We start from the raw sequence: 19,795 nt of genomic DNA, 5'->3' as shown, positions 1-19,795 counted from the left end.
TAATCCCACGGTATGATTGAACTCATACACGTCGTAGATTACGATGAAGCCACACAGCCCACTCCCAGAACGTTTCTTGGCATTATTGTCCGGTCATGACAGACCGGGAGGTTGATTCGTGGACCTAACGCTACACAATCTTGCGGCCATGGCTCGCCGCTGGTGGTGGCTGCTGGTGCTTGCTCCGTTGGTGGCCGGCACGGTGGCATTCGTTCAGGTTTCGCGCCAGCAAGATCTGTATAGCGCATCGTCCACGGTCGAGATCAACCCGCCCTCCATGGGCACCGATCAATTCACCTATTACGACAGCAGCATCGTCGCCACGTATCAGGCATTGATCACCACGTCGGCCGTGCTCGATCCAGTGATCGAGAGTCTCGGACTGCCAATGACCGAGGATCAATTGCGCGCCAAGATCACGACTTCGCCTGTCGCGAACACGCGGTTGATGCGTATTTCAGTTTCCGATCCAAACCCGGAGACCGCCGCGGTCCTGGCAGATGCGATTGCCGAGCAGTTTCAGTCGTTCGCCAAAGCGCGCACCCAGGAATTGACCGGTCCATACCGGGAAGCGCTCAACGTTCAGATCTCCGAAACCCAAGCCGATATCCGCACGACCCAGCAGATGATCGACGACCTGGTCAAGACCAAGGACGTGACCTCGCCAGAAGTCGCTGCTCAGATCGAAACGCTGCGCACCCAATTAGCAGACTATCAGAGCACGTACCGCGAGTTGCTGATCTCCGCCAATCGGATGGACCTGCAGGAGGCCGGCGCGCAGACCGGCGTGGTTGTGGTGCAGGAAGCCTCGCCCCCGAGCGCGCCCTATGCGCCGAATGTGCGCCTCTACACCCTGTTGGCGCTGATGGCCGGACTGTGCATTGGCATCGGCGCGGTCTTCCTGCTCGAATACCTGGACAACACCACCAAGGTCGATACGCCGTACAACGAGCTGATCGGCGCGCCGCTGATGACAACGATCCCGATCGTTCCTACGATGGCGAATCTGCCGCATCAGCTTTTCATCCTCGACCAACCGATGTCACCGGAATCGGAAGCGGTGCGTCTCTTGCGGGCCAATGTCGAGTTCGCGCTTGCAAACACAGATGAAAAGTCGATCGCTGTCACCAGTGCCGGCCCCGGAGAGGGCAAGAGCACCGTCGTCGCCAACCTCGCTGTTGCCATGGCGCAGGCTGGGTATAGCGTGGTCGTGGTCGATGCCGACATGCGCCGCCCGGCGCAGCAGGAAGCGTTCAATCTCTCGAACGAGCGCGGGCTTTCCACTCTGCTGGCGCGGCCGGATGTCGATTGGAAATCGGTGGCGCGCGCGAATGCCGAGCTCAAGTTGCAGGTCATCACGTCCGGGCCGATTCCACCGAACCCCGGCGATCTCCTGAAGAGTCCGCGCTTCACCGCATTGCTCGAGACCTTGAGCAACGAGGTCGACATGGTGATCGTCGACACACCGCCTGCGCTCGCGGTTTCGGACGCGCTGGTGGTTGCTGACGTCGCCAAAGACGTGCTGCTGGTCTGCCGCGCCAATGAGACGCGGGTCGATCGCCTGCAGGCGGCAGTGGAAGCGCTGCCAGAGTCCGCGCGGGTTGTTGGTGTGGCGCTCAACTACCAGAAGCGCGGCAAGGCCGAAAGCTATTACTACTACTACAGCAGCGACGATTCCGCTGGTGGAAGCAAGCCGCCGTCGCAGAACGGCGCCTCACGCGGTTTCGGCCAGAAGGTCCGCGAGCTCGTCCCGGGCGGCGCAAGCAAGTAGTAGTCGAGCAGCGGCTTTGCCGAATGGGCCATCGCCGGCATTGCCATTACATGAGGATGCGGTTTACCGATTGTCACGCTCCGACACCACCGAACGCGATGCTGGTCCGTCGAGCAATTCGTTAACCATGGCGATAAGGCGTTTGGCGGTGGAATCCGCGTCGTCACGCGTGCCGTGGATGGCAATCGCTCCTTCGATGGCCCGGCTCATGAGCGTCAGCGAATCGACGGGGCGCTCGCGTGCCGCCACGGTGTTGTCCAGCAAGGAGAGCGCGCCCGCGCCCCCGTTGATGCGCGTCACGTTCCATCCGGCTTTAGCGTCGTAGCGGAGTTCTGCCACCACCCCTGCTCGGATCGGTTCGTGCCCGATTGGCCAGTTGCTTTGCAATGGGTCGACACGGGTGCTGCGGCCAGCGTTTCCCGGTCGAACGCGGAGCCAGCGGGGAAACGGGTGGATCGCTCCGGTGGGGTCGATGATGGCGTAGTCGTCGGAGTAGTAGGTCGCGCCGTGCCGGAGGAGGGCTTCGGTGAGCGTCGTCTTGCCGGCGAAGGATCGGCCGGGTAGCACGATCGCGCGGTCGCGCCAACTCACGCATCCGGCATGCACGAAGAGGAAACCCAGGGTATGGGTGGCAATCCAGTGGTGCACATCGCCCTCGATGTGCTCCGACACCGCGATGGCGTCCGCGAGCGTGAAGGGCGGATCGTCGTCGGTGATTGTCGTCCAGCGGCCATCGACGGTGCGTGTGACGGAATAGCGCCGGTCGGCAGCATCTGAGGACGTAGCTGGGCGCCAATCGACGGGCAGGAACGGGAGATCGAAACTGTCGTCGTCCCGCTCGATCGTGATCGTGCGGCCGTAGGCCTCGACGGCAAGCGTTTGACGGGGCGCAACCGCGGCGCCGTTGCTATCCATACTTGTGTTGACTCGCCGGGCGCATCGACCGGCGAGCGGCCAGCGCGATGCGCCGCATCTTCTGCCGCCGGCTTTGCCAGGAGTGCACCGTAAAACTGAAGCGCACATCGTGGGTGACGGTCTCGATCTGCTCGGGCAAGGTTGGCGCGGCCAGCCCACGACCCCAACTGGCCAGGAACATCTCCATCAGGGTTCGTTCGCGGGTGTCGTCCAGATGCCGGGCCCACCAACGATGCACGGAACCTGGGGTGGTCCCTTCCTGGTAGATGTACCAGTCGTTCATTGCGCAGATGCTGCGCCAGACCTTCTCGATCCCCCAGCGGCGGGCGAGCGCGTGCAGCTCCACAGGATCGGTTTGTTGGCGCAGGAGCTCGATATCCACCATGTGAATCAGAGAGGTGTATGGACCATGCCGCCAGGCGTGACTGGCAAGATAGAGCGCCAGTTGTTCGGGTGGCAGGGCAAAGGCGTTGGCAACCCCGGTGACGCTGGGAACCGCCATGCCGAAAAGCTCACGGTCGGACGGCGGGGTGAGCCACCGCAGCCAGCCCGGATCTCGATGCAGTTCGACGTTCAACGCCAGCAAGCCGAACCCGAGCGGGCTGTCATGGTGATGCCCGTCGACCTTTTTCCCCGGCAGGAGCTCGGCGAATCCCGACGCGATGAGTTTCTGCTCGGCGGAGGGCAGATCGGCAACCAGAATGTCGAGATCGCCATAGGTGCGCAACGCGCGTTCGGGATAGAGATGCGCGACCTCCGGCCCCTTCAGCACGATCACCGGTTCCTGCAGGATATCGACGACTTTCTGCAGCAATGGCGCGGCGGTCACCGAGGCATAGGCGGCGCCCAACGCCAGGCGCTCGATATCGGGCGGAACGGGTTCGCCCCGCTGCCGCATACGCCACGCGGCAATTTGCCCCAGCCCATGAATGCGGAGCGCGCTCGCATCCGGAGCAGTGGCGATGATGCGGTCGAGCGCGGTCCAAAGGTCGTTCATGGCGCCTAATGGTACCCGCCGCGGCGTACGTTCGGCATCCAACGATGGACAAGCGCGACTGAGATTCGACACTCGGGCGAACCGCTGCAAGAAGCCGAAGAACGGTCCTGCGATCACGGCGGACAGCATCGAAGGAGATCGCGACTGCGTCGGGCAACGGTCATCGGCCGACGAGAATGGCGCTCATCACCCGTTGCATCCGACGGGAAGCACCGTTATAGTGAACCCATGAGAAGTCGAACGCTCACTACCACTACCGGCGCGCCCCTGGGGATCACCATGATTACCATGATGATTACCAAGCGCATGCCTGCCGGGAGATGGGGGAACGTCTGAGCGAGCGACGGAAACCAGAACATCACCGGCAGGCGGGAGCGGAAAACGCTCCCGCCTCTTTTTTTGACTCAGGATCGACGCGCATGATCGTACTCAAGTTCGGAGGCACCTCTGTCGGCTCGCTGGAACGCGTGCGGGAAGCGGCTGCCATTGCCGCGGCCCAACCTGCCCCGCGCGCCGTCGTCGTCTCTGCCGCATCTGGTGTGACCAATCTCTTGCTGGAGGCCGGTAAGCAAGCCGCCAGTGGCGACCGTGGCGGGATGGCCGCCACCGTGCAGGCGATCGTCGACAAGCATGCGTCGATTCTCGAAGGGTTGCCCGAGGGCGCCGACCGCAAAGACACTGAGATCCGGGTCGGAGATCTGCACACCGCATTGGAACTGACCCTGGCCGATGTGGCCCTGGCCGGAGAGCTCAGCGCCAGAAACTCGGACCGCATTGTCTCCACTGGCGAAAAGGCGATGAGCCTGATGATGGCGGCAATGCTTCGTTCGAAGGGATATGCGGCCGAGGCAGTTTTCGCCGATCGTGTCATTGCCACCGACGCCCGCTATGGATCGGCCCGGCCCGATCGCGATCGCACGCGGGAACTTGCCGATGCGGTGGTGCGGCCGTTGCTCGAAGAAGGCAAAACCGTCGTCATGACCGGGTTCATCGGCGGCGCGCCGGACGGCTCCACCACCACGCTCGGGCGGGGCGGTTCCGACTACAGCGCGACCCTGCTCGGCGCGGCGCTGCATGCCGACGAAGTGCAGATTTGGACCGATGTGCCGGGGGTGCTCTCGGCCGATCCCCGGCTGGTGCGGGATGCGCGCGAGGTGCCGCAGCTCGGATTCGATGAAGCGCAGGAACTTGCCCACTTCGGGGCGAAGGTGCTGCATCCGCGCACGATTCGACCGGCGGTGGCGCTCGATATTCCGGTGCGCATCCTTTCGACCTTCGCCCCATATGAGCCGGGCACACTGGTGACCCGGGAATCGAGCAGCGACGACCTCAAGGCCGTCACGGTCATGAAGAATCTCATCCTGTTGACCGTCGATGTTCCCGAACTGGAGGACCTTTCCGGCGCGGCGTCGGCCGTGTTCGGCGCGTTGTACGAAGACCGCACCGAGGTGGTGTTGGCCGCGCAGGCTTCCAGCCGGCGGCGCATGACCTACCTCATCGAAGCTGGCCACTACGGCGGTTGCAACCGCGTGTGCGCCCGGTTGGAGGATGTGCTGCGCGAGCGGGAATACGAGGTCGAAATCGGATGCACGGAGGAAGTTGCTGTGCTGGCGGCAGTGGGCCAGGGCGCGGCCGGTCAATCGCGCGCGCTCTCCCGCATGCTGGCCGTGTTGCAGCGTGAAGGCGTGCCGGTACTGGCCTCGAATCAGCAGGTTTCGAATGTGGCTATGGTGGCCGCGATTCCCCAGAAGTTCGCCGATCGCGCGTTGCTGGCGATTCATGACGAGTTCATCGGCTCGCGCCCGAGCGGCGCGAAGCTGCGCCGCCAGCGCCGCTCGCGGTTGATGGCGGAACCAGTGCAAGTTGGATAGTCGAGGCGGTGGATGGGTCCACCGCCTTCTTGTTTGAAGAATCTCGAGGAAGGACAGGAAGATGCCGTCGAAGAAGATTCCAGTCGCTGTGCTCGGAGCCACGGGGAGCGTGGGGCAGCGATTCGTGCAGTTATTGCAGGATCACCCCTGGTTCGAAGTGGCCGAACTGGTTGCGTCGGAGCGCTCGGTCGGGCGCCCGTATCGTGAGGCGACCGATTGGCGGCTCGATTCCACGGTCCCCGCAGGGGTAGCCGATCTGGTGGTGAAGGACTATTCGGACCAGATCGACAGCCCGATCGCCTTTTCCGCTCTTCCTGGTGAAGTAGCGGAGGAGATCGAGCAGCGGCTGGCAAAGGACGGCCACGCGGTGCTTTCCAATACATCGTTTCACCGCATGGGCGACGACATTCCCCTGATGATTCCGGAAGTGAATCCGGACCATGCCCGCGCGATCGAGGCGCAGAAGAAGAACCGCGGTTGGTCTGGGTACATCGTCACCAACCCGAACTGCTCGGCGATTCACATGGTGCTCACGCTCAAGCCATTGCAAGAGGCGTTCGGGCTGGAGCAGGTGGTGGTCACGACGCTGCAAGCGGTCTCCGGCGCGGGGTACCCCGGCGTGCCGTCGCTCGATATGATCGACAACGTGGTGCCGTTCATCCGCACCGAAGAAGAGAAGATGGCCGAGGAAACGCAGAAGCTGCTCGGCAAGTGGCACGACGGATTCCAGTACGATCCCGTCGTGGTGAGCGCCACCTGCACACGGGTTCCGGTGCGAGACGGCCATACGGAGGCGGTTTCGGTCAAGCTCGGTCAGAGCGCCACGCCGGACGAAGTGGCTGAAGTCTTTCGGGCATTCAGGGGACGTCCGCAAATCCTCGATCTGCCAAGCGCGCCAAAGCGCCCGATCGTCGTGCGCGAGGAGCCGAACCGCCCGCAGCCGAATCTGGACCGCGATGCCGAGAAGGGAATGGCTTCGGTGGTGGGCCGCTTGCGGGAGTGCCCGATCATGGGAGTGAAATACGTGCTTCTCGGGCACAACACCATCCGGGGCGCGGCCGGCGCGAGCATTTTGAATGCTGAGCTCTTCAAGGTCGAAGGGTTGCTGCCGGTCTAGTTCCCGGTCGACAAGCCCATAGTGATCACGGCGCAGGCTGTCACCAGCCTCGCCTGTCGCCGGTCTGTCTCGAGCGACTCATTGTCTTGGTTGATTCATCGAGGGTTGCCGAGTATCCAGTTCCGCGGAGCGGCAGCCCTCGAAGCGCTTCATGAATCATCCAGGCAAGAGCGTGCCCGGCTCACTGGTCGAAGGAGCCGGGAGAGTTGGTGCTGCGAAGCCGCTTCCTGATGTGTGCAGGAAGTTCACGCTACGCCGGCAGCGCCCAGTCGGGCGTGAGCTCCTCGAAACAGGTCGCATCGAGCGGTTCGAATGGATCGGTGACGAAGGCGGTCGCCACGTCCTGGGCGCAGGACGAGAACGTGATCACCCCATGGCCCGCCATCGGGGCCAGCACGAAGACGCCGTTTGGCAGTGTCGTGAATGCCGACTTGTTCCAGGAGACCGGGGTCAGATTGTCATACGCGCCCGCCAGGACCAGGGTCGCCACGCTGCTCCAGATCCGCTGCTGCGTCTCATCCGATGCCCGCCCGGAGGGCCACGACTCGCAGATGGCGAACACCTTCGCAAACGTTTCGGGCACCCCCAGCGCCAGTTCCGGAATAGCAAGATCTTGCGCGAACGTCACCATGTCCGCGAGCGACTGAAACGGAATCCGCTCGTTGCATTCGATCGAATAGAACTGCGGTACTGAAACACCCACCGTGCGCACATCCGCGAGCGTGATCTCCTGCTCGATCACCGAGAAGACCTGCTCCACGTCTGTATCGCTCAGCGCATCGGCCGCCGCAAGCAGTTCGGGCTGCTCCATGCGCCCGATGACATCCAGCAACGATTGGCGCGTATGCGGCAGCGAGTCCAGCTCCCGCAACACCTGGTGAACGTTTCCGTCCGGTTGGGCCAGGATCGCCGACTCCATTCCGAGCACGAGCTGCCGGGATGGGGAGAAGGACGCGATTGGGTCCTCAGTTGGAGTTGCCTCGTCAGCTTCCGGGGAGGCTTCCGCGTCCGGCACGTCAAAGAGCGATCCGCTGGCAATTCCTTCGAAGGTCGCGGTTTCACCCCGTTCCAGTTCGGCGATCATCGCTGGCACATAGGGAACGGCTTGAATGTTCCCCCCAAGGGTCTGCATGACCGCGATCAGCTCTCGGTCGGAAACGGACCTGCCATCGGCCGCGCCGATCGGTTGCTCGCGCAACTGCGCCAGGAGGGCGACGAACCGGTTCTGCAGGTCGGGATGCGCCGCCGCGCAATTGGCGTCGCGCTGGCAGTCGGCAAAGAGCTGGATCACGACTTCGTGCGGCTCCAGGGGAAATTGCTCGTAGCTCGGGATTTCGGGCGGATAGGTGGAATCGAGCACGACGCTGCGCAACCCGCTCTCGGGATGCGAGCGCATTACTTCCAGCGCCAGCCGGGTGCCGTACGAAATGCTGTAGAGGTTGTACGCGTCGTAGCCCAATGCCTTTACCAGCGCGACCACATCGTTGGCATTGGAGATCGAGTTGTACTGGCTCAGATCGGCGCCCTTGGCGGTTGCCTCAGCCACGCATGCTTGTGCCGCCGGACCGAACTGCTCGCGCGCGGCCTGCAGCAGCGCCTCGGCATCCAGGTCGGCCGCATCGCTCGGTGGGCCTGCCGGGGGAACGCCGGCCGCTTCCGTCACCTCAGGCGGCAGGTCCACCCCCAGCACCGCGCTGTAATCCTCACAACGCAACGGCGATGAAAGCCGGGCGCCACGCTGATCGAAGATCACAATATCCCGCGTTTCGCGCAGCGGGGCGAAGATGCTGGCGTAGGCTTCGATGCTCGTCAGCGGGCTGGTGCCGGGCCCACCGGCCAGGAAGACGATTGGGTCAGCCTCGGGTGCTTCACCGGTGGCCTCCAGCACGGCATATCCGATCTGGATGCGGCGGCCCTCCGGCTCATTCCAGTTTTCCGGAACGTCGAGTGTGCCGCAGGAGATGTCGCCCAACCGGGGCCGAGGGTCTTCCGCCCCCTGGACCAGAAATTCACAATCGTTTGGTTCGAGCTCGACCGCCGAGAGATCCTGCGCGCCGGCAGTTCCCTGGACTGGCCCGACGATGCCAACGAGGAGAACGAGACAAAGCAAGAAAAGCGTGCGGCGCGACGACATGGTCGTATCTCCTTCGAGCGCGGTTCAGGCTGGACAGAGGGTTGTCGACGAAAGCGACGTTGGGTCGTCGATAAAGCTCGCCATGGTCTCATAGGCGCATTGCGAAAGGAGCAGGCTTTGATGGCCGTCGACATCGGCCAGCAGCAGACGTGCCTGCGGGATCTGCCCCCAGACCGAGAGCGCATTGGCCAACGCCGTGGCCGGGTCGTGGGTGGGATTTGCCACGAGGACCTTCGAATTCGGCGCGATCTGCAGGGGATGGGGTGGGTTCGATGCTGCCAGTGGCCAACCGGCGCAATCTCCGGTGCCGGCTGTGCCGTGCGCCAGCGGAGTGCCGTCCCAGAACTTCCAGGCGAACCGCGGCGCCAATTGCGCAACCGCTTCCCACGCAGCCAGCAGCGACGCATAGTCCTCTTGCGGACCGAAACTCGAACACAGTACCCCGGAGAAGAGACCGTTCTTCCCGGCCACGACCCACGGATCGGCCGATGAGCTCGCCAGCCCCACAACGCCCGTCAGGGCTTCCAGCGTCGTGCGGTCGCCTTGCTGCACTTCGGCCAGCATTTGAGCGATGAGCGCCCAACCCGCATTCGGATCGGCGCCACCCGCCAGCATCTGCGGCACGATCGTTTTGGTCACTGGCTCCAGCGAGACGACTTCATCGAAAACCGCTCCAACGTCTTGCCCGTGAAGCGCGCACGCGTCATCTGCGGCGCACCAGGCGCTGAACCGATCGAATGCATCTTGCACCGCCAGCACATTGCGCGTCATGAAGGTCGCCATATCGATGCTGTGGTCTACCACCCCATCGAGCACCATTGCCCGCGCATGGTCGCCAAATTGCTCCAGATACGCGGCGGCATAGGCGCTGCCATAGGAGCCCGCATAGGCGATCAATCCCTGATCTTCGCCCAACGCCTGGCGGATCAGTTCGATATCCCCGGCGGTGTCCTGCGCCGACAGATGTGCCATCAGGTTGCCGGTCGCCTCGAAGCAGCTTGCGTAGAACTCCCCATTTGTCGCGGCCAGCGCGACCCAATCCGCTTCAGAAGGAGCTTCATCGGTCGGTTGCGAGACAGGCGGAACGAGATCGGGATCGCAGCGAATGGGGTTGCTCTGGCCGATGCCGCGCGGATCGAAGGTGACCACGTCGTAGCGTTCGCGAAACTCGTCGACATGATGGGCGGAGCGCATACCCCAGGCGCCGGCCAGCATCTCGTTGATGCCCGCGCCCGGTCCCCCCGGAATCAGGAGCAGGGCCCCTTCTCGCGTGTTGGGGTCGAGCGCCGGCACGCGTCCGAGGCGCAGGCTGATCTGCTCGCCGTCCGGCTGACTGTGATCAACGGGAACTTGCAACCAGGCGCATTCGGTGTCCGGCACATCTTCACAGGGTGCCCAATCCAATAGGCTTGTGGCAGCGGCTTGGGGGGAAGCCTCTGAAACCGGCGTTGCACCGGTGTCCTGTGCTGCCACTGGGCTTTGCAGCACGAGTGGCCCGCACACGAGCGATAGCACCAACAATGCGACCAGGCTACGTGCGGCCATGCAGGATCCTCCTTGTTGCGATGTTGCTCGAGCGTCGTGGCGGAAACGCGCCAAGTGCACTTCGGTTATCTGTTGTTTCAGGAGTGGAATCGATGCGATTTGCAGGGCGCGCACGGTCGCGCAAACCAGGGTACCGTCGGCTGCCTCGAAGCCGTGTGGGGTTCTTGGCCGTTCGGCGATCGGCGGTCTCACCCCACGCGGCACATGCCGCACGCGGACCCGTTCCATTCGAATATGGAGGCGCCATCTCCGGCAAGACCTTCAGCCGCGAGGGCGCTCTGCGGGCCAACCGACTTCGTGGAAATCGCAGTCCTGATGGCCGCCAGCGCGTCTCCCAAAGGGACGGACTGCCCGGAACCGCAGGTGGCGAACGCTTACACAAGCAAATCGAACACGCGATGGTCCACAGACATGCCCCCTGTGTGTGACGATGATTCGATTGCTCGAGAGGTTATTACCAGTAACAGAGTATCAAGCTCATGAATCGAGCGCAATCGGACCAGGTCGCCCTCGGCGTCACGGAAGTAGTGTCGCAGTCTCCTTTCCGGCGCCATTGATCGGCCATGCTCAAAACGGGGTTCCAGGTTCCGATCCAATGCCTTGAGAAGTCAGAATGGTTTGGGATTGGGTGTCGACGCCGTGGAATTGGCGGACAGCTTGGGCCATGTTCGAGAAGGTGGATACACTCCTCTCGACGGGGCCCTTCGGCCGTGACGGATTGTCTCGTCACAGCCCTGCGGTTCGATTGCATCGATTCTGCCGGGATGATGGCGTTGGCATCTTCGCAAGGTCGATCGAACGGCTCAGCAGTTCACTTGAACGGATCCAGGACGCGCACTTGACAGCTCGACGACCAAAACTCCAAGTCGCCATCGATACGTTGACCGTCGATGAGGCGATCGCGCTGGCGGCGTCGCTGCGTGGCGTGGTCGATCTGATCGAGGCGGGCACACCGTTTATCAAACGTTACGGTGTTGGAGTGATTCCGCAGTTGAGCGCTGCTTCCGGACTTCCGGTCGTGGCCGATCTCAAGATCGTCGATGGCGGTCCGTTCGAGGCGCAGCTGGCGGTCGATGCCGGGGCGGCATTGGTGACGGTGCTGGCCACGGCTGCCGATGCCACGGTGTCCGGAGTCGTCGAGGTAGCGCATGCGGGCGGGCTCGAAGTCGTTGCCGATCTGCTCGGGGTCCATGATGTCGCGCAGCGGGTCGGGCAGCTGGAGCGGCTGGGCGTCGACTATATGGGCGTGCATGCTGGCACTGACGCGCGGTTGGCGGGCGGAACCGATCTGATGTCCGAGATCGGACTGGTGACTGCTATCTCCACGATGAAACTCGTCGTGGCCGGTGGGTTGAACGCGAATTCGCTGCCTGGTGTGCTCGAGTATCACCCGGCCATCGTGGTGGTCGGGTCGTCTATCGCTGGAGCGGACGATCCGGTCGCGGCCGCGTCCCGGATTCAGAGCGTGATCGATGGCTGACCGGTTGGCGTTTCACGACGAGGCTGCCGAGATTTTGGCCGAACAGGTCGAAGCGATCGCCCGCGTGGACGATGCCGCTGTGCGCGGACTGCTGGAGGCGATCGATCGCGCGCAGCGTGTGTTCCTGCTGGGTGAAGGGCGCTCCGGATTGGTGGGGCGGATGTTCGCCATGCGCCTGATGCATCTTGGGAACCAGGCGTTCGTGGTTGGAGAGACCACGACACCGTCTATCGCAGAAGGCGACTTGCTCATCGCCATTTCCGGTTCGGGAGAGACGGGCGCGGTGGTCATGATGGCCGAGAGCGCGAGAACAACGGGCGCGCAGGTCGCCGCGGTGACGGCGAATGCGGAAAGCCGTCTCGCTGGATTGGCCGATCCGATCGTGCTGCTGCCAACCCAACACAAACTCCAGGGCTCCAGTTCACGCCAGTATGGCGGGAGCCTTTTCGAGCAGACGACGCTTCTCCTCTTCGAAACCATGGTCTCGATGCTGGCCGCCGGCGAGGCCGCGACCGGCTACGCATCGCTCGCGAAACGGCATGCCAACCTCGAATGACAACGCTCGATCTCACAGCTCTAAGCGGCCTTCCGATCGCCATCGACCTGGAGACAGGTCATCTCGCTGATTTGACGGGAGAGATGTTCTGGGAGGGTCCCGGGCAGCGCCGTTTCGGCGATCTGCGCGCGGTGGTCGCCACGCCGGAGGCGGTCGCCGCGAGTGCGGACACGGTGGCCTATTTCACCTATCGTGATGTGCGATTGGCGGACGAATCGGGCCTGGGGCAAGACGGGTTGCGCTATGACGTGACAGTGACGTTGCCAGGCGAGGTCGGTGGTGAGTTCGTGAAGACGGCCGGGCACTATCACGCGCTGGATAGCAATGGGGTGAGCTGGCCGGAGATCTATGACGTGCTGGCTGGCGAGGCGGCCTTCGTCCTGCAACGCGCGGCGGGCGACCCGGCAGGCGATCCGGCGGTGGATCGCGCGATCGTGATCGTCGCCGAGCCGGGCGATCGGGTCGTCATACCGCCTGATTATGGTCATGTCACGGTCAATATCGGCACGACGCCATTGGTGGTCGCCGACCTGGTGGCCGCCGCATCCACGAATCACTATCAGGGGTATGCCGCGCGCCGGGGTGGCGCGATACGCATCATGGCTGTGCCCGGTGAGGACGATGCCTTCGAAGCGGAGTGGAACCACGCGTATCCCGAGGTAGACGACGGGATCGAGGTCGTTGCAGCCGCTGATCTGGATCCTTTCCATCCGGGCACCCCGCTCTACACGCTCGGCGTCGAACATCCGGAACTGGTCGCGTTTCTCACCAACCCCACCATGAGTCGAATCTCGCTCTAGTCAGGCGGACCGATAGCCCGGAGCGCGGCTCGTGGGCGCATCGTTATACTTCGGCCGTCCTTCGAATCCTTCGGACTCCGTAGCACTCGCAGGGTCGGCGAGGATCCATGCAGGAGACGTCGATGCAGAACGTCGCGATGGTCGAGGAAATCGTCGAGCTCATGCCGGTCATCGGGCGCGGTCTCTACGCCACGTTGATGAACGATCGGGGCATCAGCGGACTGACGCTTCCGCAAGTCAAAGCGCTGATCTATCTCTACAACAACGGTGAGCGATCGATGGGGGAACTGGCTAGTGGTTTGGCGGTATCGTTGCCGTCGGCCTCGGAACTGGTCGACCGCCTGATCGAGCGGGGATTGGTCGAGAAGTCAGTCGATCCGTCCGATCGTCGCCGGGTGCTCGTCGCGTTGACCGAACCGGCGATTGGATACGGTCGCCGGATTCACGATCTGCGCCGGGAGCAGGCACAGGCGGCGTTGGCGTCTATACCGCCGGATGAGCGGGAGTGCTTTCTACGGTCGATTCGCGCGCTGGCCGCTGTTTTCGATCCAGGGATCGTAACCAATTCGCCAACGCCCACGTAGGTTCTTGCCGGCGCTCCTGCTTCGTTCAGCATTGTGAAATCCAGAACATTGGGAAGGGAACGATCGACCATGAGCTCACCAGCTGCCGCGCACGACGGAGGCGCCATTCACGACGACCGCCGCGCCTGGCAGATTCTCATCGTGCTTTGTCTCGCGGTCTTCATGCTCCTGTTGGACACCACGGTCGTGAATGTCGCGCAGGTCAAGATCAAAGACTCGCTTGGGGCCAGCCTGACGCAAATCCAGTGGATTCTGGACTCATATATCCTCGCCTACGCGGTGCTGCTCCTTTCGTTTGGGCGGTTAGGCGACATCTACGGCCGCAAGAAGTTCTTCATGATCGGCATGGCCATCTTCACGGCCGCGTCGGTGCTCTGTGGCGCTTCCGAGTGGATCGGCGACCGCACCGGGCTGTCCGGCGTCTATCTCCTCATCTTCTTCCGGGTGCTCCAGGGCGTGGGTGGCGCGTTCATGATGCCCCAGTCGCTCTCGCTCCTTACCGTCAATTTCCCCGCTGAGAAACGGGGCGCCGCGCTTGGCATCTGGGGAAGCGTGGTGGCGATCGGCGCGATTCTGGGACCCATCATCGGCGGTCTGATCGTTACCAACTACGACTGGCCGTGGATCTTCCTCATCAATCTGCCGGTTGGACTCGTCTCGCTCTACCTCGTGCATCGCATCGTACCGGAATCGACCGACCCGCTCGCGAGCCGCAAGATCGATTGGACCGGCGTGGTCATTTCCGGGGTGGGCATTTTCTGTCTCGTTTTCGCCTGTATCGAGGGGAACCGGCTCGGCTGGACCAGCCCGAAGATCATCGGCCTGTTCATCGCCAGCGCGGCGCTGCTCGGGTTCTTTGTCTGGTGGGAGCGCCGGGTAGCCGATCCGATCGTCAAGATCGAGCTCTTCCAGCACCGGAACTTCACCGTGGCCAATGTGATCGCCATGGTCGTCTCGTTTGGCATGCTCGGCATCTTTTTCCCAATGACCCTCTTCCTGCAGGAGGTGCTCGGCTTCTCGCCCATCAAGGCGGGGTTGGCCATGACCCCGATGTCGCTCATGATCCTCGTGGGCGCGCCGATTGCTGGCCGTTTGTCCGATCGCATTGGCGCGCGCTGGCTGCTGTGCGCCGGAACGGCCATCATGGCGCTCGGCATCCTCTTCATCATTCGCCAAACCTCCACTTCCACCACCGCGCTCTCGCTGGCGCCCGCGCTGATCGTGACCGGTATCGGCATGGGGATGACCTTCTCACCGATGACCGCGGCCGCTATGCGGGACGTGCCGCCCCGGGTGGCTGGCAGCGCCTCGGGCGTGCTCAACACCACGCGCAATATCGGCCAGGTGCTCGGTATCGCGATCCTGGGGTCGGTGTTGCAAACCCGCATGGGCGCGCACACCGAAGATGGCCTGGCATTGCTCGGGCTGCCGGCCGATGTCGTCCCGCAGATCACGGAATTGGCGGAGCAGAACCAGTTCGCGCAGATCTTCGGCCTGATTCCGACGGAACAGATCGGCGCTGTCACCGAAGTGCTGCGCGAGTCGTTCGTTCTGGCAGTGCACAACACGTTCCTGGTTGGGGCGATCGCGTGCGGGATCGCGTCGTTGCTGGCGCTGCTGCTGCGCAATCCGCGTCCGGCAGAGGTCATCCAGGTCGTTTCGAGCGCCTCCAGGATCGAGCGCGCGGAAGCGTCGCTCGCGGATGAAACAGCGTATCCAGCGTAGCGCGCAAGCGGGAGACGAGTGGCAACACGCAGCATGAACACGATGTCTGGTACGGAGCATGAAACCGGCGCGGCGCCGAGTGCGCGCATCGAGCGAGGAGTCTCCACCTGGTCGCTCCATCGCACCCTCGGCGAGTTCGCGGGCGCAGAATCCGCCGCTCACGGCGGACCCTTCCTGCCGCAAGTTGGCGCCGCTCCCAAGCAGACACTGATCGACCTGCTCCCAGAGCTTGCCGCGCGCGGGTACACCACGCTCCATATCTGCCATTTTCATCTCGAGTCGCGCGACCCGGCGTATCTCCGCGCAGTGCGGAATTCGTTGGAGCGGCAGGGCATTTCGCTGGATACCCTCTTGATCGATGACGGCGATCTGACCGCGCCGGACAGAGACGTGCAGCTTGCCTGGTATGACGGTTGGCTCGAGGCGGCCGCGGCGCTTGGAGCGCGGCGTGCCCGCATCGGCGCCGGGCGAAGCGCTCCGACCGAGGAGTTGCTGCGTTCCAGCGGGCAGAGTCTCGCAGCGTTGGCCGCCAGGCATCCCACGGTGCGGGTCGTGACAGAGAACTGGTTGGGAATGACGCCCGATGCCGAATCCATCTTCGCGGTGCTGGAGGCTGCCGGCGACCAGATCGGTCTATTGATCGATCTCGGCAACTGGCATGGCCCCCGGAAACACGCGGAGTTGGCAAAGATCGCGGCGAAGGCGGAGACGTGCCACGCAAAGTGCGCCGTTTCGGCTGCCGGGCCCGACGAAGCGGACTTCGGCGCCGCGCTCACCGTTCTCAGAGACGCCGGTTTCGCCGGTCCGCTGGCGTTGATCTATGACGGACCTGATCCCGATGAGTGGTACTGGCTCGATCGTGAATGGGAGATCGTTCAGCGGGTCTTTGCCTAGCTGATTTACTCTTTGAGAAGAGCAGCGGACGTGCCCTGGCCGCGTGTTGCGCTAAAGGGGCGGTCGACCGAAGCATGCGATTGCGTTCCGGCTGATTGTGTACGTACACTTGGGCGCTGCTTGGATACGGGAAGTAGCCCGCTTACCCGCTTTTCCCGACACTCGATGATGGAGCGCGGTTGTGAGCCTGCCAAATCGCCGTCCAAACGAACCTGTACCGATCCGCGCCGACGTCGATCTCCCTCCGGCAACGCCGTTGAATCCAGTTTCTCCGTTCGTGGGCGCTGCTCCCAAGGTCACGCTGCTGCGCGAAGAATCGACCGCGCATCCTTTTTCGGTGGCGATTGCGGCGGCCTGGAGCTGCTACGGCGGCAAACCCGCCAAGGCCGAAAACGTTCGCAAGCTGATCGGACCGGCTCCCGACGGGATGGATCCGGAGAAAGCGGCGGACCGCGAGAACCGGCAAGCGCGCGCGCTCCGGCTCTATAGCGATCTCTTCGCCGCCGGGCATCACACGACCATGCAGCACGCCAGCTTTACCTTCGTGCTGGACAACGTCTCCCGCCTGGCGATCTGGTCGTTCTTCCATTCGCATCCCTATTACAACTCGGAGCAGGTTTCCCAACGCTATCGCGAAGTCACCGGTGAAACCGTCCTCATCCCCGATCTGCCCTCACGCGAGCAGCAGATCTATGCCGATGCGATCGAGCGGGCCCTGCTGGGCTATCGGCGTCTGGTCGAGATCCTGACGCCCGATTTCGCCCGTGATTACGCGAGGGTTTTTCCAGCGCGATCCAAGGGCACGACTCCGGCAGCCGTCGCGCGCTTCGATGCGGCCGTGCAGAAACGCGCCCAGGAAGTGGCGCGCTATGTGCTGCCGCTGGCGACACCGAGTCATCTCTATCACACCGTCAATGGCCTCACCCTGCTGCGCTACCACGTGCTGGCCAACCAGCCGGACGCTCCGGCAGAAGTGCGCTACATCGTCGACAAGATGGTCGATGAGGTGCTGGCGGTCGATCCGTATTTCCTCGGCGCGCCAGATGCGCCGCTCGATCTGCGGCAGCTTGCGCATGGCGATGCGATCGAGACGAGAGCCTTCGAATCGTGGAAGGAATCGTTATCAGACGTTCCGAACGAGGCGTTCTTCCTGGAATATGACGCCGCGCTTGGGGATTGGCAGCAGAGCCGGTTGGCGGGATTCGATCCCAACGCGGAAGCCACGATGGCAAACGCAATTCGCGCCGTGCTGGCGCGTGCCGCGTCCGAGCTGAGCGATGCCGATGCCATCGCGCAGGTGCTCGATCCGCAACTGAATCCGAATCTTGGGCACCCGCTCTTCCTCGGCATGAACTCCAAGCTCATGCAGACGATGAATCACATTCCATTCACATTCCAGAAACGCATCAGCGGCGCAGAGGACGCGCAGAACCAGCGGCATCGCGGCACGCTTTCGTCGAGTCCGCTGTTGCTTGCGCATCAGCGCCGTGAACCGGATGTGATGGTTCCCTGGGCGATCCAACGGAACCCGGATGCGTTGCGCGAGTACCACGAAACGGTCACCGCGCTCTGGTCCGCCAAGAACGCGCTGCTCGATGCGGGAGTCGATCCGCAGTGGAGTCTCTATCTCCTGCCGAACAGCCATCGGGTGCGCTTCTACGAAACTGGCACACTGCTCAACTACTACTGGAAATGGGTCAAGCGGCTCTGCTTCGACGCCCAGCGGGAGATCTTCTCGACCGCGGTCGAGGAAGTCGCCCAGGTGCGCGAACGCTTCCCCATCGTCGGGCAGTATGTGGACGGTCCGCCCTGTGTCCAGCGTTCCCGCGCCGGTTCGATGCCGACCTGCCCTGAGGGAGAGCGCTTCTGCGGCATCCCTGTCTGGCGTGGGCATGCCTTCGAGCGTCTGGTCGACCGCCGGGTGATGTGATCGGGGCACTTGCTGCTGCCTAGAGTGTCCCGTATTTCGCCTGGATCTTCTCTTTCAGGTTGTCCTCGATTTCGCGCCTTCCGTTGGTAAACACATGGTCGAAACGGTCGACGGTCTCGAGGTTCAGGACGAGATCGGGATGAATCCATGTCAGGAGGTCGACAATGTATTGGTGAATGGTCGGCAGCGGCAGGATTGGCATGTTGAGTCGAACCAAGCCGGTGAATATCGGTTCGTGATGCATCAACCGATTGCGCAGTTTTTGGCACGCTTCGACTCGTTGGTAAACATCCTTGCGAACAATGGCCAAGTGTGGTGGTACGCCAGTGGGTATGAAGGGAAACGCAGCCTTGAACAGTGCGGCGCTGTTGTCCCACCAAAGATCTTGATAGGTCGAGTCGAACAGAGGCGGCCAGAAACCGAACGTCAACTCGGCAATGATCTTTCCGGGACGTGGAGGCAATTTATGCCGTCGACTCAGCAAGGTCCACTTTTCGTGAACTTCGTTCATCTGCGCTTCCTTGAGCACACTCTGGAACCAGTATTCTGTTCCGCAATACATGGTCATAGCGTTGTGAACGGTGTTTCGAAGCCCCACTTCGACTGCCGCTATGCCTTGCAACAATGCTTCGGAGAGCGCCACGTTCCATAAGTAGTTGACCGCCGTTTCGAGATCTTCGCCATCCTGTGGACGATAGCGGTCGAGCCTTGGCTTCGAGACCAGACGCTCCAGATTCGCTACATACGGGGCCACCACTCAGACGCACTCCTGGTCAGACGACACTCTTGACTGACACGTTTGGTATACTTTCTAGGTCAACCCTAGGGTATCCATCACTCGCGATGGGTAACCGTTCTTCGGAACGGAACAGCCAGCGCGAAGTCGAAGACCCTGGGGTTCTGATTTTATCCCCCTTCGCTCCTCGAGCACCCCGTGCCTCTGTCGATCCCGTGAGATAATTCCCGCTGGACTGGTCCGGACCACGAAAGTACAATTCCGTTATGTCATTACAGGAAACGAAGGGGTGGGACGCCGAGGTCGACTGGGGCGAACCTGTCTATCTCCGTTCTTCCTTCTTCGGGCGACAGAACGATCTGGCCGCGTTGTCGGCCATGCTCGCCGATCCCGCCGTTCGGTTGGTCACCATCACTGGGCCGAGCGGGGTTGGGAAGTCGCGTCTTGCCGCCCAGCTCTATGTCGATTCGCGCGAGCTTTTTCCTGACAGTGTCGTTTTCGTTTCGCTCTCATCTGTGCGTGATCCGGAACTGGTGCTCGGCTTGCTGGCCAAGTCGCTGGAGTTGCGCGAAGATCGCGATACCCCCGTGCTCGACCGGTTGCACGAACGGCTCGACGACAAGCGAATCCTGATCATCCTCGACGGGTTCGAGCACGTGCTCGGAGCGTCGCGCGCGATTACGGAGTTGCTCACACGGGTGACTGGGCCGGTTGTGGTTGCCACCAGCCGCGCTCCATTG

The 19,795-nt window shown here is 62.8% G+C and carries 16 protein-coding genes; 11 read left to right on the top strand and 5 right to left on the bottom strand.

Annotated elements, in window-relative coordinates:
• The first annotated feature begins 118 nt into the window (after window positions 1–118).
• Entirely contained in the window at window positions 119–1,771 is a 1,653-nt protein-coding gene (locus R2855_14155; GenBank protein ID MEZ4532146.1) for a polysaccharide biosynthesis tyrosine autokinase, read from the top strand.
• A gap of 63 nt (window positions 1,772–1,834) precedes the next feature.
• Here the strand turns inward: R2855_14155 and R2855_14150 are convergent, their stop codons facing one another.
• On the bottom strand, window positions 1,835–2,686 hold the full coding sequence (locus R2855_14150) for a hypothetical protein (protein ID MEZ4532145.1): 852 nt from the start codon (window positions 2,684–2,686) through the stop codon (window positions 1,835–1,837).
• Complete coding sequence (locus R2855_14145; protein ID MEZ4532144.1) at window positions 2,679–3,683, bottom strand: nucleotidyltransferase family protein; 1,005 nt, start codon at window positions 3,681–3,683, stop codon at window positions 2,679–2,681. The genes R2855_14150 and R2855_14145 overlap by 8 nt, the downstream gene beginning before the upstream one ends.
• 419 nt (window positions 3,684–4,102) lie before the next feature.
• Between R2855_14145 and R2855_14140 the strand changes: the two genes are divergently transcribed.
• Both R2855_14140 and asd read left to right on the top strand, forming a co-directional pair.
• Window positions 4,103–5,554 (top strand): aspartate kinase, encoded by a 1,452-nt coding sequence (locus tag R2855_14140; GenBank protein ID MEZ4532143.1) that lies wholly within the window; start codon window positions 4,103–4,105, stop codon window positions 5,552–5,554.
• Between the two features lie 61 nt (window positions 5,555–5,615).
• Window positions 5,616–6,671 carry an aspartate-semialdehyde dehydrogenase gene (gene asd / locus R2855_14135; GenBank protein MEZ4532142.1) on the top strand — a complete coding sequence of 352 codons (1,056 nt, stop codon included), beginning with the start codon at window positions 5,616–5,618 and terminating at the stop codon, window positions 6,669–6,671.
• Between the two features lie 250 nt (window positions 6,672–6,921).
• Here asd and R2855_14130 read toward each other — a convergent pair whose 3' ends face one another.
• Together R2855_14130 and R2855_14125 are read right to left on the bottom strand one after the other, a co-directional pair.
• Window positions 6,922–8,805 carry an alpha/beta hydrolase gene (locus tag R2855_14130; GenBank protein MEZ4532141.1) on the bottom strand — a complete coding sequence of 628 codons (1,884 nt, stop codon included), beginning with the start codon at window positions 8,803–8,805 and terminating at the stop codon, window positions 6,922–6,924.
• A gap of 24 nt (window positions 8,806–8,829) precedes the next feature.
• Complete coding sequence (locus R2855_14125) at window positions 8,830–10,161, bottom strand: alpha/beta fold hydrolase (protein ID MEZ4532140.1); 1,332 nt, start codon at window positions 10,159–10,161, stop codon at window positions 8,830–8,832.
• Between the two features lie 1,027 nt (window positions 10,162–11,188).
• On the opposite strand from R2855_14125, the gene R2855_14120 reads away from it, so the two are divergent.
• From R2855_14120 to R2855_14090, 7 genes are all read left to right on the top strand, one after another.
• The gene (locus tag R2855_14120) at window positions 11,189–11,830 is read left to right on the top strand and encodes an orotidine 5'-phosphate decarboxylase / HUMPS family protein (GenBank protein MEZ4532139.1); all 642 of its coding nucleotides are present in this window, start codon (window positions 11,189–11,191) and stop codon (window positions 11,828–11,830) included.
• Window positions 11,823–12,386 carry a 6-phospho-3-hexuloisomerase gene (gene hxlB, locus R2855_14115; GenBank protein MEZ4532138.1) on the top strand — a complete coding sequence of 188 codons (564 nt, stop codon included), beginning with the start codon at window positions 11,823–11,825 and terminating at the stop codon, window positions 12,384–12,386. Before R2855_14120 ends, hxlB begins: the two co-directional genes overlap by 8 nt.
• Window positions 12,383–13,186 carry a glucose-6-phosphate isomerase family protein gene (locus R2855_14110; GenBank protein MEZ4532137.1) on the top strand — a complete coding sequence of 268 codons (804 nt, stop codon included), beginning with the start codon at window positions 12,383–12,385 and terminating at the stop codon, window positions 13,184–13,186. The genes hxlB and R2855_14110 overlap by 4 nt, the downstream gene beginning before the upstream one ends.
• A gap of 122 nt (window positions 13,187–13,308) precedes the next feature.
• Complete coding sequence (locus R2855_14105) at window positions 13,309–13,770, top strand: MarR family transcriptional regulator (GenBank protein ID MEZ4532136.1); 462 nt, start codon at window positions 13,309–13,311, stop codon at window positions 13,768–13,770.
• Between the two features lie 69 nt (window positions 13,771–13,839).
• Window positions 13,840–15,495, top strand: coding sequence for a DHA2 family efflux MFS transporter permease subunit (locus tag R2855_14100; GenBank protein MEZ4532135.1), 1,656 nt, complete (start codon window positions 13,840–13,842; stop codon window positions 15,493–15,495).
• Window positions 15,496–15,537: 42 nt separating this feature from the next.
• The gene (locus R2855_14095; protein MEZ4532134.1) at window positions 15,538–16,389 is read left to right on the top strand and encodes a TIM barrel protein; all 852 of its coding nucleotides are present in this window, start codon (window positions 15,538–15,540) and stop codon (window positions 16,387–16,389) included.
• A gap of 181 nt (window positions 16,390–16,570) precedes the next feature.
• Complete coding sequence (locus R2855_14090; protein MEZ4532133.1) at window positions 16,571–18,319, top strand: FAD-dependent thymidylate synthase; 1,749 nt, start codon at window positions 16,571–16,573, stop codon at window positions 18,317–18,319.
• A 19-nt stretch (window positions 18,320–18,338) separates the two neighbouring features.
• Here the strand turns inward: R2855_14090 and R2855_14085 are convergent, their stop codons facing one another.
• Complete coding sequence (locus R2855_14085) at window positions 18,339–19,076, bottom strand: hypothetical protein (GenBank protein ID MEZ4532132.1); 738 nt, start codon at window positions 19,074–19,076, stop codon at window positions 18,339–18,341.
• 245 nt (window positions 19,077–19,321) lie between these two features.
• Here R2855_14085 and R2855_14080 point away from each other — a divergent pair.
• Window positions 19,322–19,795 (top strand): AAA family ATPase (locus R2855_14080; protein MEZ4532131.1); only part of this gene is annotated, 474 nt, incomplete at its 3' end.

The sequence above is a fragment of the Thermomicrobiales bacterium genome, assembly GCA_041390825.1.
In the GTDB taxonomy this organism is placed as follows: domain Bacteria; phylum Chloroflexota; class Chloroflexia; order Thermomicrobiales; family UBA6265; genus JAMLHN01.
This window is presented reverse-complemented; position numbering and strand designations above follow the sequence as displayed.

Excerpts from the sequence above, each read along its gene's own strand:
- R2855_14150 (MEZ4532145.1), bottom strand. The coding sequence starts at position 2,686 with ATGGATAGCAACGGCGCCGCGGTTGCGCCCCGTCAAACGCTTGCCGTC.
- R2855_14145 (MEZ4532144.1), bottom strand. The coding sequence starts at position 3,683 with ATGAACGACCTTTGGACCGCGCTCGACCGCATCATCGCCACTGCTCCG.
- R2855_14140 (MEZ4532143.1), top strand. The coding sequence starts at position 4,103 with ATGATCGTACTCAAGTTCGGAGGCACCTCTGTCGGCTCGCTGGAACGC.
- asd (MEZ4532142.1), top strand. The coding sequence starts at position 5,616 with ATGCCGTCGAAGAAGATTCCAGTCGCTGTGCTCGGAGCCACGGGGAGC.
- R2855_14130 (MEZ4532141.1), bottom strand. The coding sequence starts at position 8,805 with ATGTCGTCGCGCCGCACGCTTTTCTTGCTTTGTCTCGTTCTCCTCGTT.
- hxlB (MEZ4532138.1), top strand. The coding sequence starts at position 11,823 with ATGGCTGACCGGTTGGCGTTTCACGACGAGGCTGCCGAGATTTTGGCC.
- R2855_14110 (MEZ4532137.1), top strand. The coding sequence starts at position 12,383 with ATGACAACGCTCGATCTCACAGCTCTAAGCGGCCTTCCGATCGCCATC.
- R2855_14105 (MEZ4532136.1), top strand. The coding sequence starts at position 13,309 with ATGCAGAACGTCGCGATGGTCGAGGAAATCGTCGAGCTCATGCCGGTC.
- R2855_14100 (MEZ4532135.1), top strand. The coding sequence starts at position 13,840 with ATGAGCTCACCAGCTGCCGCGCACGACGGAGGCGCCATTCACGACGAC.
- R2855_14095 (MEZ4532134.1), top strand. The coding sequence starts at position 15,538 with ATGTCTGGTACGGAGCATGAAACCGGCGCGGCGCCGAGTGCGCGCATC.